At 33.9% G+C, this 13535-nt stretch carries 10 protein-coding genes; 2 read left to right on the top strand and 8 right to left on the bottom strand.

Translation table 11 applies throughout. From position 1 onward, the window contains the following. Positions 1-13: 13 nt before the first annotated feature. Genes GOQ17_RS11105 through GOQ17_RS11120 form a run of 4 tightly spaced genes read right to left on the bottom strand, consistent with a single transcriptional unit; the run spans position 14 to position 4426 of the window. On the bottom strand, positions 14-1123 hold the full coding sequence (locus GOQ17_RS11105; RefSeq protein WP_159637464.1) for a glycoside hydrolase family 43 protein: 1110 nt from the start codon (positions 1121-1123) through the stop codon (positions 14-16). A 5-nt stretch (positions 1124-1128) separates the two neighbouring features. Beyond that, on the bottom strand, positions 1129-2211 hold the full coding sequence (locus tag GOQ17_RS11110; RefSeq protein WP_236537130.1) for a family 43 glycosylhydrolase: 1083 nt from the start codon (positions 2209-2211) through the stop codon (positions 1129-1131). Between the two features lie 9 nt (positions 2212-2220). Further along, positions 2221-3393, bottom strand: coding sequence for an exo-alpha-sialidase (locus GOQ17_RS11115; RefSeq protein WP_159637465.1), 1173 nt, complete (start codon positions 3391-3393; stop codon positions 2221-2223). After that, positions 3386-4426: a glycoside hydrolase family 43 protein gene (locus GOQ17_RS11120; protein WP_159637467.1), complete on the bottom strand. Its 1041-nt coding sequence runs from the start codon at positions 4424-4426 to the stop codon at positions 3386-3388. The genes GOQ17_RS11115 and GOQ17_RS11120 overlap by 8 nt, the downstream gene beginning before the upstream one ends. A 210-nt stretch (positions 4427-4636) precedes the next feature. On the opposite strand from GOQ17_RS11120, the gene GOQ17_RS11125 reads away from it, so the two are divergent. Together GOQ17_RS11125 and GOQ17_RS11130 are read left to right on the top strand one after the other, a co-directional pair. Continuing rightward, positions 4637-7735 carry a ligand-binding sensor domain-containing protein gene (locus GOQ17_RS11125; RefSeq protein WP_159637468.1) on the top strand — a complete coding sequence of 1033 codons (3099 nt, stop codon included), beginning with the start codon at positions 4637-4639 and terminating at the stop codon, positions 7733-7735. Positions 7736-7746: 11 nt separating this feature from the next. Next, positions 7747-8541 (top strand): response regulator transcription factor, encoded by a 795-nt coding sequence (locus tag GOQ17_RS11130; protein WP_159637469.1) that lies wholly within the window; start codon positions 7747-7749, stop codon positions 8539-8541. A 108-nt stretch (positions 8542-8649) separates the two neighbouring features. Here the strand turns inward: GOQ17_RS11130 and greA are convergent, their stop codons facing one another. From greA to GOQ17_RS11150, 4 genes are all read right to left on the bottom strand, one after another. Next, positions 8650-9123, bottom strand: coding sequence for a transcription elongation factor GreA (gene greA / locus GOQ17_RS11135; RefSeq protein WP_159637470.1), 474 nt, complete (start codon positions 9121-9123; stop codon positions 8650-8652). A 145-nt stretch (positions 9124-9268) separates the two neighbouring features. Further along, the gene (locus tag GOQ17_RS11140; RefSeq protein WP_159637471.1) at positions 9269-9964 is read right to left on the bottom strand and encodes a response regulator transcription factor; all 696 of its coding nucleotides are present in this window, start codon (positions 9962-9964) and stop codon (positions 9269-9271) included. A gap of 3 nt (positions 9965-9967) precedes the next feature. After that, entirely contained in the window at positions 9968-11644 is a 1677-nt protein-coding gene (locus tag GOQ17_RS11145; protein ID WP_159637473.1) for a sensor histidine kinase, read from the bottom strand. Continuing rightward, positions 11644-13524: a S9 family peptidase gene (locus tag GOQ17_RS11150; RefSeq protein ID WP_159637474.1), complete on the bottom strand. Its 1881-nt coding sequence runs from the start codon at positions 13522-13524 to the stop codon at positions 11644-11646. Before GOQ17_RS11150 ends, GOQ17_RS11145 begins: the two co-directional genes overlap by 1 nt. Between the last annotated feature and the right edge of the window lie 11 nt (positions 13525-13535).

Genomic DNA, 13535 nt, shown 5'->3' on the forward strand with positions numbered 1-13535 from the left:
TGATTACGAATTTTTATTTGAAATTTGTCCTTACAGTCGGACCTTCTACAGTTAAATCACCATTGGAATCAATTTGGAGCGGATCCATAAAGACCACTCGGTCATCTCCTGTTACAGAAGTCCTACCATGATAAACACACCAAATATTACCATTTTTATCCGTTAATAAACTATTGTGACCAGTTCCTGTTACAACACCACCCTTACTTGTATTTTTCTCTAAAACTGGGTTATTTATTGATTTGGTAAAAGGTCCCAATGGATGATTGGAAGTTGCATAGCCTACAGCATAATTTTCTCCAGCATAAAAATTGGCAGAGTACATCATATAATATATGTCATTATGTTTAAATAAATACGAACCTTCAGTCCATCTGCGATTTATTTCACCACTTGTTACAGACCTACTCTCCCATTCGGATTGTTTGTCATCCATTTTTACTGGAGGACGAAGCAATAAAACTGGCTCTCCAATTACGCCGGAAAAATCAGCCTTTAGTTCTACTCCGTAAATCCAACTTTCTTCAATATTATCATACATACCTTTCTCTTTAGCCCAAGTCGCAATTTCACTGTCAACTGAATGTTTGTAACAACATCTTGAGTAATACAAAAACAATCGCCCATCTTCACTGAAATATACATTTGCGTCTATAATTGGGTATCCTGGATCAAAAAGTGGAGCACCTGTCATATCTTCAAAAGGACCTAAAGGGCTATTGGAGACAGCTACACCAATTTTATAATTTTCAAGTTCATTATTAGGGTTATCCTTCCAATGTGAGCTATAAAACATATAGTATCTATCATTGTAGTGATAAACTTCCGGAGCCCAAAAATCTTTAATGCCCCAAGATTTTGTTTGATTATTGGTATACACAGCTCCTTTATTCTCCCAATTGACCAGATCAGATGACGTATACACTCCAAAACCATTTTCTACTCCTCCTGTCCCATACATATAATACAGATCCGATTGTTTATCATATAAAACATACGGATCACCAAATTTTACGTTTAAAGGATTATTGGAAACAACAGTTTTATTTTTCGGTTGTTGTGGCTGTTGACATGATAAAATACAAAATACCAGAGTTAGTATGAAAGTTATAATTTTTTTCATAAGTATTATTTTTGGGGTTTAAAAAATGGTTTTCTTTGGCTCTTTTCACCAACTTTAGCATCGATAATTGTAGGCCAATCATTTTCCCAAATAATCTTATCTAAAAGTAATACTCTGCGACTTGCTCCACTAGCAACCTTTCCATTCGAAGAATTGATACCGTGATATAAGATCCAATCTTGTTTATTGTCATCTGTAAATATTCTAGAAGTGTGACCAGGACCAACATAGTTTTGACTTCGCTCTAATAGTAATGTTCCATTACCTCTGTTTCGTATATCTCGCCCCTCTTTATCCAAATAAGGACCTTCCAATTTTTTTGACCTCCCTACCAAAACATGGTAAGTACTATTTACGCCCTCGCAACAAGAACCTTTAGAACCAATGAAATAATAATAATCTTTTCTTTTGTGTATAACCACGGCTTCAAAATCACCTGCTGCAATTTTGAATTTCTGTGACAAATCTGGAACTGAAAGACCATCGTTACTTAATGGAATGCCAAATGTTCCTTGTGTAGTGGCATCACTAAAACTTCCCCAAAACAAATATTTTTTACCTTTATCTTCCCAATAGAAGGGATCGATAGAATTTGGAACACCCACTTCTTTGCTAAGAAACAACTTTCCTTTGTCTATAAAAGGGCCTTGAGGCTGAGCGGCTACTGCGACACCTATCCCTGGATTCGGATCGCCCCAAGTTGAATATGCATAATACATCACGTATTTGCCATTCACATATACGACTTCTGGTGCCCACAATGCACCATTTTTTTTCCATACTGGTTTTGATTCAAAAGCTTGTCCAATATTTTGCCAATTCGTCAGATCTGTAGAAGTTAGGATTGGTATAAGTCGAGAACCTACTCCATCCCCCCAGTCGTCCTGCGTACCATAAGCATAAAAAAGTCCAGATTTGGGATCGCGCAATACTGTGGGATCTGCGAAAATAGGTTCAAAAACGGGATTTTTATATCTAGTGCTTGAGGTGTCACTCAGCTCCTCCTCAACTGATCTTCCACATGCTATATTAACAAGACAAACCCCAATCACTAGCATTACTATTTTTCGTACTTCAAAATTTCTCATTTATCCTTTTTATTTAATCGTTCCTAAAATCATCCAGACCGCTATTGTCCCTCCATCCAAATTGGAAGCGACTGTAGCTACTATCGTGTGTTGATCCCATAATGAAATAGATCCCCATTTTGCTTCCCGATCTAATGGCACTTGGAATGGTTGATCTAAAATTCTAAAGTTTTTCCCTTCTTTATCTCCAATAGCCACGTCCATCGTAGATTTTTCCCAATCATTTGTGCGGTTTCTGGTAGTCTGGTAAGACATCATAATTTCGCCACTTGGGAGTCGCATTATATACGGAGCTCCAGCATACGTTTCGTCCGAAAGAGGATTTGCTAAGGCATTGTTACGTTTATTCGTATCACCTATTACAGGAATCTCCCACGGAGTTTGAAGTGATGTACGAACAATATATGGTTTAAATTGCCCCTGTTTATTATCTTCGATCGCGACTAATATTTCATTGCCAGCTATGACTGGTACGGGCATTCCGTCTCTTCGATGAGTTCTGAATGATACCATCTTTGCATCTCCCCATGTTTCGCCATTGTCCTTAGATTGTATGTAAGATATTTCCTGCTCATCTGAATTGGTATAGGGTTTTTCATTTGCAAAATATATGTGAATGTCTTTATTAGGAAGTTGTAAAAATGCGGGCTCCCAACATCCATCACCGAATCTCGGATGTGCTTCAAATACAACTTGAATATCTTCCCACATTTTACCTTCGTCCATACTTCTTCTTATAGCAATTGCGTAAGGCGAAATTTCCGCCATCGAGGGTCTATAATTACATGCCATTGCCCAATGTCCATTACTCAAGGCAATAAATTCAGGGTTTGACATGTTGACCCGAGTTTTTAAAGTGCCTTTGGAATATTCGAACGACGAAAATACCACCTGTGGTGACGACCATGTTTTCCCCTTATCCGAACTCTGAATTAATTCCACATTCCCAGCAGCCTCATATACCGCAACTATTCTCCCATCTCCCAAAGATTTAATGCGAGGATAACCAGCGTAGCTTAGCTTTCTTCCTTCTAAGGGTGCAATTTTTCGTAATGTAGATTTATCCCATACAACTTTCTTCAATTTCTTAGGATCATCAGCTTCTGATACAGTATCATCACTCGCTTTGCAAGATAAATTGACAAGAAATAAAATTAAAAATATAAACCACCTATTAATCATCTTTTTGGGTTTTTAAATGAAGTATATCTTCACCCTTAAATATAGGCTCTTGGTAATCATTCTCTTTCTTCAAAAACACAAAAGGTACAATGGCTGTCCGTCTAGGGCCTACTTTTTGTGAAGAAAAGTGCGTGTGACACACATAATACCAATCTTGTCCTTTGCTAAATACATCTCCATGACCTGTACCAGACCATTTCGTATTATGTATACTTAATAAAGCATTTTCTCCGATTCTTTTCCATGGGCCATATACATTGTCTGATACTGCTGCCCCTACGGCATACTTAGGATTTCGAAAATCATTCGCAGAATAAAACATATAATAGCGACCATCATGACGAATCACTGTTGGTCCCTCAGCCACTGGCCAAGTTACGTTGTCAACATTTTCCCACGGCAGTGATGCATTAATACACTCTTTTAATGTTTCCTTTTTTATTCCTGAATAATCTTCGTTCAGTTCCGCTACGAAAATTCTATTACCTTGTTGCAATTTAACATGGTACATATATTTTTTTCCATCGGTATCTATAAAAATAAAGGGATCAATTTGTTTACCTTCCGTAATAACAGGGGTATGATTGATTTGCTTGAATGGCCCCAATGGTGAATCACTCATGGCTATTGCAATATTTTCGTTAGCTGTATAGGCCATCAAGAATTTACCATTCTCATACCACACTTGAGGTGCCCAGAAACCTACATCTCCAAAAACATCTTTTTTGACAAGTGCGAAGCCATTATTTGCTCCAACAGGCCCTGTCCATTCAACCAGATCTTTTGACTGATAAACTTCAAATCCGAGATCCGCATTATCACCTTTTGTACCATATAGATAATAGGTACCATCATGATAAAAGATAGTAGGATCAGCTTGAAATACACCATTTAGCTTTTCTTGTTGTTGAATTTTAGACAATCCTAGATTTGTTTTGTAACGTGCTGAAATTAACAAATAAGGTATTCCAAAGAACAATAAAAAAAGAAGACCTATTTTATATTTTCTATTTCTTGCTCGATTATCTATCATATTTAGATTTATAAGTATTTCCTTAAAAATTTCTTACCTGATCGTGTCTTCTCGATTATTGTTTATATACACATCTCGTATTTTCAGATTATCACTTACATTGGGTTTATAATGATTAATTCAAAATTCAATATAACTTTTCACAAAGAATTTCCATATTGTTTCATAAAATCATTAAATTGTTTCATATTACAACCTTTGATAAACCAAATGACCATTAGACTTTTAATCTTTACGTTTTTCTTATTCACTTTTAATCATATTCAAGCCCAACATTATTACTTCAATCATTACAAGGTAGAAGATGGTGTTTCGAACAATACGATTATTTGTAGTGCACAAGATCAAGATGGTTTCATGTGGTTTGGTACTAAAGATGGACTAAACAGATTTGACGGCTACAGATTCAAACATTTCTTTTTGGAATCTAATCGCACGAATAGTCTTGTTAGTAATTTCATTCATAGTTTATTAGTTCGCTCCAACAAAGAATTGTGGGTAGGAACAGATCAGGGAATCTACATTTTCAATCCTTACGAAGAAAAGTTTACTGCTATAGAAAACTTTGAAAAAGGTGAAATTTTAAGCATTCAAGAGGATGAAGAGGGTAATATCTGGTTTATATCTAACAATCGACTATATCAATATATTGCTAATTCCCACAAAATTATAAGTAAAACACCTCACTTCTTGATCAATGCATTTTGTATTGATAAACTAAATCAAGTTTGGGTTGGCACAAATCAAAAAATTATTAACATCGCGAATTCATTAGAGTATCATCTTCCTATCCAAAAAGATATACCGAATAGAATTGAACGATTATATGCTGATGAGACAAATGATATTTGGATAGGAACATCAAAAAAAGGAGTATTCAGATGGAACAGAAATTCTAAAACAATTACGAACCTAATAGAGACCGTAAAAGAGAATGTTCCTTTATTTGTCAGAGATATTAAGCAAATTTCACCATCAGAATATTGGTTAGCTACTGAAAGTGGGTTAATAATCTATAATAGTGTAAAAGAGAATTATCATATTCTACAACATGAAATAGACAATCCTTGGAGCGTTTCAGATAATGCGCTTTACACAATCACGAAAGATCATCAAGGTGGTATATGGATTGGTTCTTTTTTTGGTGGCATCAATTATTACCATAATTCAAATAATTTGTTCGAAAAAATATTCCCTCGATTTAGTACAAATTCTTTACAGGGACATGCCGTTCGTGAGATTGTTGAGGACAATTTTTATAATATATGGATTGGAACAGAAGATAACGGATTGTCGCATTGGAATCCTCGAACGAACGAATTCAAACATTTTAATCTCAACTCCAATTTAGCTCACACAAATATTCACGGATTAGCAATCATTGGTGACAGTTTACTTGTTGGGACCTTCGATCATGGTATGAATGTCATTGATGTCAAGTCCAAAAAAGTTATAAAATATTTTGATTCACAAAACACTAATAAAACACTTTCAGATAACTTCATTTTTCATATCTACAAAACAGCACACAACCGAATACTAATAGCTACTTCTAGAGGCTTGTTTGAATTCTATCCTGGTAAAGACACCTTCAAACTCGTAGAAAGTGCTCCTTCCCATATTTTTTATACATCAATTTTTCAGGATAAAGATCAAAATATATGGTTGTCTACTTGGAGAGATGGACTACTCAGACTAAGCAATAATCAACTTACAACTTACAGACATAATCCTAATGATTCCAATTCTATAAGCAGTAATAGGATAAATAAGGTTTTTCAAGATTCGGATAATAATATTTGGATTGCGACCGAAATCGGATTATGCAAATGGAATAAAAAATCAGATACTTTTCAATCATTTACGAAAAAGAACGGTTTACCAAGTAATTTAATTTTAGCTATTCAAGAAGATAATAGAAAAAACCTATGGATATCTTCTACCAATGGATTGATAAGGTTAAACACAGAGGACCTAAAAATTAAAATTTACAACCAAGATTTAGGCATTCTTACTCCACAATTTAATTATAATTCTACGCTCAAAGACTCCAAAGGGTTATTGTATTTTGGCTCTTCCAAAGGGTTAATACGATTTGCACCCCATATGATTAACGATGATTTTTCGACAATAAGTACCACTCCAATTTATATAACAGGGATACAGACACACCAAAAAGAACTATCAATCGGTAGAGCCAAAAATAATTTAAAAAAATCGATTATATATACGGACAAAATTGAACTGGAGCACGATGAATCAACCATTTCTTTAGAATTTGCTGCGTTGAATTATACCTCTGCCAAATCTACCTCTTATCGCTATAGATTATTAGGATTGGATACTACTTGGACATTTACTAGAAATTCAACCAAGGCAAATTTCACTAAAATTCCTTCTGGGAGTTATACTTTCCAAGTGCAGGCTGTTGATGCTAATGGTGACGCTATTTCAGTTACCAAATCCTTACAGGTAATAATTCATCCTTCAATTTGGGCGAGTTTACCTGCTAAGATTATATATCTTCTACTCCTATTTTCCACTCTAGTTTTTATCATAATAGTATATGACAGAAGAATTAAAGAAAAAAATAGAAAAAGACTTGAAATCATTAAGGCACACAAAGAACAAGAAATTTATAAGGCCAAAATGAATTTTTTCATGAGTATTACGCACGAAATAAAAACACCGCTTACATTAATTCGTGCACCAATTGAAAGGTTACAAGAAGATGAGCTCCCTCCTGAAAAACGAAGAAACTTGGTTAGCATTATTTACAATAACACAGAAAAATTAGTCAGACTAACTGATAAACTATTAGATTTTAGAAAAACGGAAAGCAGTCAATTCAGTCTTAAACTCGAAAAAAAATCAATAAACAAATTAGTAAGAACCTGTATACAAGAATATCAAACATTAATAGAAAGAAAAAGTATCAAATTGACATTTTCAGCCACACAAGAAGTAGAAGCGAGTATTGATGTAGAAGCAGTATATAAAATAATAGACAACTTGCTGTCAAATGCAATTAAATATTCTGAAAGAAGAATTACGATTGAGCTAAATGTCATTTCAGATCCAATTCCAAAAGTTAGGCTAGTCTTTAAAAATGATGGAATATTACTATCAGAAAAGGAAATTAAAAGCATTTTCAAACCTTTTCATCGCTCCAGTGAGCACTATCAGATTGAAGGATCGGGACTTGGGCTTGCCTTAGCGAATTCATTTGCAACATTACATGGTGGAAGTTTGTTTTTTGAAGAAAATAAAGAAAAATTGAATATATTCGTATTACAATTACCTGTTTAATAACCAATTCTATGTCAATCTTTTCCAGTCAAAAATCGACTATTTTGCTTGCAGATGATAATCAAGATATTCTGGATTTTATAGCAGATGACTTAGCACACTTATTTAACATTGTAAAAACGTCTAATGGATTACAAGCATTCGAATATGTAAAAAACAATAATGTAGATGTAGTAGTCAGTGATATTATGATGCCTGTGATGAATGGCTATGAGTTATGCGAATTACTTAAAGAAAACAGTACTTTCTCGCATATTCCCTTTATAATGCTTACTGCCAAAAATAGTATACAATCAAAAATCGAAGGGTTAGAATATGGCGCAGATGCGTACATAGAAAAGCCATTTTCTCCGAGCTTCTTACAAGCACAAATTACTAGTCTAATCCGAAACAGAAAAAATGTACGAGAACATTATGTAAATATAAGTGATGCTCCTATTGCAAAGCCCAAACTCAACAAATCAGATCAACAATTCCTTGATAAAATTCATCTTTTTATTCTGGATAATATTACAGACCAAGATTTGTGTGTGGATAGTATTGCTAACAAGATGAATATGAGCCGCCCCACCTTGTATCGAAAAATAAAATCTTTATCGGATTTACCACCAAACGAACTTATAAATATTGTTCGACTAAATAAAGCAAAACAATTACTTAGCGAAGGTGAATTAAAAATTTACGAAATATCTGATTTAATTGGATATAGTAATCCTTCTCATTTAAGCCGTAATTTTCAAAAACACTTTGGTATGACGCCCAAAGACTATGCAGACTTTCTGAAAAATGGAGAAATAAAAATATAAAAGTTTATAAAAACGTGAAGGGTTCTAATCTGCTAATAGAACCCTTCATATTTTGTTATAAGTATTATAAGCGGTTATGGCAATACCGCTCATAACCTTTATAAAATATTATCTTGAAATCTCTAAAACTTCAAATTCAATCTCACCAGCTGGCACTTGCACTACTGCTACATCACCAACAGATTTACCCAATAAACCTTGCGCAATTGGAGATTTGACTGAAATTTTCCCTGCTTTTAGATCCGCTTCAGTTTCTGACACCAATTGGTAAGTCATTTCTGCACCATTTTTCTTATTCTTGATACGAACAATAGACAATGCTAGAACTTTAGATAAATCCAATTTTGATTCATCAATCAAGCGTGCGCTCGCCAATACCTCTTCTAGTTTAGCTATTTTAGCTTCATGCAACCCCTGAGCTTCTTTTGCAGCATCATATTCTGCATTCTCTGACAAATCACCTTTGTCTCTTGCTTCTGCAATTGCGTTAGCAATCTTAGCTCTTCCTTCAGTTTTTAAATACTGTAATTCCTCTTTGAGCTTTGCTAACCCTTCTTCGGTGTAATAAGTTACTTCTGCCATAATTATATTTATTAACTTAATTATTTTAACACAAAATTTTAAACAAAAAAATAAACAAGACCATTCGCTCTATGAGAAAATGGTCTTGTTCATCGATTAATACGAAGATATATTTTAAATGTTAATATTCCAAATAAATCTTCTGCTATTCTTCATCTACAAATTTATACCCTAAACCACGAACAGTTTGTAAATAAGTAGGTTTATCAGGGTTGCTCTCAATTTTTTTACGTAAACGTACCACATGCATATCTAAGGTTCTTGTGTTCACATTAGAACTGTATCCCCAAACAACTTCCATTAATTCTTCACGTGTAATTTCCTTACCCATGTTTTGCAAGAAATGCAGCAAAATACGGTTTTCCAATATCGTTAATTCTATTTTTTTACCATCACGAATCAACGAATGGATTTGAGGATGATGTTCAGTTTTACCAAAAAAGTATACATCTTTATTCGCATTCTTAGGCACGAAGAAACGCACTTTATTATCAATCATAGCCACCAACACGTCCATATTGAATGGCTTGGTAATATAATCCGTAATTCCATGACTATATGCGTCGATTTTATCAACATCTTGGGACTTAGCTGTCATCATGATGATAATATTTTCAAAGCCCTCTTTACGTACTGCTTGACATACATCAATTCCTTCTTTACCTGGTAACATCCAGTCCAAAAGAACGATATCAGGCTGCACAGATAATATTAACTCTTCTGCTTCAATTCCATTACCGGACTGAACTACTTTATATCGCTCTGTCTGTAAACGATGACTGATCAAAAAGCGTAAATTCTCATCGTCTTCTATGACAGCAATTGTTATATCTCTATCCATAATTTAAACATTTCTAACGTCTATAGGAAAAATCAATGTAAATGACGTCCCTACATTCAATTCACTTTCTACCTTAATCTCACCCCCCATAAATTCGGTGATTTCTTTACAAAACGCCAAGCCCAAACCTATACTTCCTTGTTGGTTGAATTGGTTCTTGACGCGATAGAATTTCTTAAAAATACTATTAAATTCTTTCTTATCTATACCTATGCCTCGATCTTTGAATAAAATAACAAAATTTTTCTTAGTTTGTTCCACTTTTATCTCCAAAAACCTATTTGCAGGGTCAGAATACTTATATGCATTGTCAATCAAATTCTGAAATACACTATGTAATAATACAGGATCAGCATATATCTCATCCCTCACCTTTACACTGTCCTTTAATGATAGGTCAGGATATTTGATGCGCGTCGATTCAAAAACATGTTGACAAAACTCCTCTAAATCTATAAACTCTCCATTAAATTTTATAGATTTATTTTCAATTTGAGCAAATGATAACAATTTATTCATTAAGCTATTTAGCTTATCAGCCTCTTGATCCAAAATACGACCATACATAGCCCTTTCTGTATCGCTAATTTGTTCTGCACTTTTGATATTGTTACCAGCTATTTTGATAACACTAACAGGGGTTTTAAATTCATGAGTTAAGTTATTGATGAAATCATATTGCAATTGAAACATTCTATTATTAATCAAAACATTGCGATATATCAAATAACCAATCAACAGCAAAATCAAATAAATCAAAACCAAAATCACAACAACAGGAAAAAACCATTTATTCACTTCCTTTGTGATATGACTTTGAGAAGTTTCAAATTGCAGTTTGTAGTCTGAAAGTGCCCCTGGTAATGCAATTTCTGTTTTTAAATAGGATTGTTCGTTCAACGAATATTGATCTACTACTGGCTGAATAGTTATATCCTCGTACAGATTTGGATACTTATTCTTGACTTTAATTTTCGTTGGATTAATATAAAAAACATAAAAATCCTGTTCATAACTCGACTTTTGAAAAGTAGCATCAACCATCATATTACGAAATGACAAGATATCTGTCATCCGAGGTATATTCATATAAGAAATTTTGCCTGGTTGAATATTGTAAAACAACTTATAAACTTCTGTATTGGAGATTCGACTCGTATCAATATTATCTCTACCCAAATAAGTACACAGCTTCAAAAAGATACTATACAATTCTTCATTCGATGATAAATCGCCACCACTTCCTTGACGAGAACTTTGAAATTTATAATCGCTTGTCAAGGTATACTGATAACTAGATTTAGCCGATGCCCCAAAATTACCAATCCGCATTTGACGATCTATCGAATCTATATTGGTAAATAAAATATCTGAAAAGTCAATTTTCTGTACAAATGGATACCGACGCAATATAGAGTTAGAAAAATCCTTAGCTTGCACTGAATCCATAAAACCTTGATAATAGGCTACCTCAGGTATTTTCTCTTGAAAAAATTCGTTAAAATCGCTTATAGTCTCATCAAAAACTTCAGCTTTTCGGTTATTGAAGTCAGTTTGTACAAAATTGGTCGTGATGGTTCGTGCAAAGAAAACCGAAATAACAAACAATAATGTAACGAAAAGAAGGAAGACGATAAGTAAACCAAAATTTTTCCTATATCTCGAATCTAATTTAGCCATTATTTCATCTTCTCTTTCAGAAAGTTCTCAATAATTTGATAATACTCAATTATATTTTCTTCCTTTCTAAACCTTCTACCTTCGTCCTCTTTCCATACATATTGCAAATCAACATTATTACTTTTTACTTTCTGCACAAATTGATTCACATCTGTCATGGTGTTATAACGATCTCTTCCTCCTTGAAACATCAAAATTGGCATTCGAATTTTTTCAGCATGAAATAAAGGCGAAATAGCTTTAAAAAGCTCGTATTCTTTCTGAGGATCTCCTATTATTTTATAATACAATTGCTTGTAAGAGTTATAATATGGAGGCAATTCTTTGAAATAAGTAAATAAATTTATATATCCAGAAGATGAAATCGCACAACTATATAATGTAGGATTGAAACAAGCAGCGTATAATGCTGAATATCCGCCAAAACCTGTCCCCATAATAGCAATTCGTTCTTTATCAGCAACCCCCTTATGTATCAACCAAGCTACCCCATCATTAATATCATTTTGAATTTCGCCACCCCATTCTTTAAAACCAGAAACATAAAAATCTTTACCTAAGCCTACAGAACCACGATAATTTACTTGAAACACCGCATATCCCCTATTTGCTAAGAATTGTACTTCAGGATGAAATCCCCACACGTCCCTTCTATTAGGCCCATCATGGACAAGCACTACAATTGGATATTTTGATTTTTTTTGAAGTGGATAGGTAATATAACCCTGAATTCTTCTTCCATCTCGTGAATCAAAGCTAACTTCTTCCATTGGAGAAAGGTGTTTATCTCGTAAAGAAGGGTTCATAGGTGTTAATTCCTTGATTTTCCCTTTATAATAATAATAGATTCCTCCCGGATGAGTGTCTGTATAGGTTTTGAACAATACAGTATGAAATGCACTATCTACATCAATGATATCGACACTATTTCCTTCAAATTGTGAAGAAATAGTATTATAAATTTTTTGAAGTTCCGCATTATGAATAATGCTTTCTTTCTTCTTAGAAAAAGCCGTTGAAAACAAAACTTCTTGACGCGCGAATGAATAACCATCTGCGTTCAGATCCACCTCATCGTTGCTTGCCAATATTGTTTCTTCACCATTTTCCAAATCCAAACGTACAACAGCCACTTTATCCCTTTCTCTATTTGAAAGAGCATAAATAGTATGTATTGAATTTTGAACGGGTCCCAAGGGATATACCATAGAAGAAAAATCTGTCTCGATTACATTACTGTATGGCATACCTTCTTCTTCCCTATACCACAATTTATCCTCTACACTATCACTCGATAGAGCCAATCTTACTTTACCATCAGATGACACAAACCATTCATTAAAGTTGTGAATATTTTTGTCTACTAATATAGGTTCACCTCCATCCAAAGGAATACGATAGAGATCAATAACTGTAGAATCTCTCCTATTCATTTGTGCTAATAAATGTCCATCAAAAGCCTTAGATGGGGATAACCATTTAATACTATGTTTTGCAGGCTCTAGAAGCGTATTTATTTTTTCTGAATGAATGTCAACAGTATAAAGTCGTAGACTATCTTGATAAGATTGCGCATTAGAAAAAACAATTGTATTATCCGTCGCCCAAAAATAGTACTGCACATTCATACTATTTTGGTAAGTCAACTGCTTTGAAGAGTCTGGATTTTCTAAATTTAAGATAAAGATATTTTTGCAATGATCTTCGAGCCCTAGGTAGGACACCCATTTACCATCAGGCGAAATTTTGAAACTAGTATGATCAGGTTTATCAAAAAAATCTTCTATAGGTATTAATTGATCTCGATCCTTTCCACCACAACCTATTACTACTATGGATAGCACAATTAACAAACACCTGAATAGCAATTTTATATTCATATACCCGACTT

The sequence above is a fragment of the Sphingobacterium composti genome, assembly GCF_009829075.1.
Classification (GTDB): Bacteria; Bacteroidota; Bacteroidia; order Sphingobacteriales; family Sphingobacteriaceae; genus Sphingobacterium; species Sphingobacterium composti.

Bases quoted from the DNA above. Each gene is read 5' to 3' on its own strand.
- GOQ17_RS11105 (WP_159637464.1), bottom strand. From the start codon at position 1,123: ATGAAAAAAATTATAACTTTCATACTAACTCTGGTATTTTGTATTTTA.
- GOQ17_RS11110 (WP_236537130.1), bottom strand. From the start codon at position 2,211: ATGAGAAATTTTGAAGTACGAAAAATAGTAATGCTAGTGATTGGGGTT.
- GOQ17_RS11115 (WP_159637465.1), bottom strand. From the start codon at position 3,393: ATGATTAATAGGTGGTTTATATTTTTAATTTTATTTCTTGTCAATTTA.
- GOQ17_RS11120 (WP_159637467.1), bottom strand. From the start codon at position 4,426: ATGATAGATAATCGAGCAAGAAATAGAAAATATAAAATAGGTCTTCTT.
- GOQ17_RS11125 (WP_159637468.1), top strand. From the start codon at position 4,637: ATGACCATTAGACTTTTAATCTTTACGTTTTTCTTATTCACTTTTAAT.
- GOQ17_RS11130 (WP_159637469.1), top strand. From the start codon at position 7,747: ATGTCAATCTTTTCCAGTCAAAAATCGACTATTTTGCTTGCAGATGAT.
- greA (WP_159637470.1), bottom strand. From the start codon at position 9,123: ATGGCAGAAGTAACTTATTACACCGAAGAAGGGTTAGCAAAGCTCAAA.
- GOQ17_RS11140 (WP_159637471.1), bottom strand. From the start codon at position 9,964: ATGGATAGAGATATAACAATTGCTGTCATAGAAGACGATGAGAATTTA.
- GOQ17_RS11145 (WP_159637473.1), bottom strand. From the start codon at position 11,644: ATGGCTAAATTAGATTCGAGATATAGGAAAAATTTTGGTTTACTTATC.
- GOQ17_RS11150 (WP_159637474.1), bottom strand. From the start codon at position 13,524: ATGAATATAAAATTGCTATTCAGGTGTTTGTTAATTGTGCTATCCATA.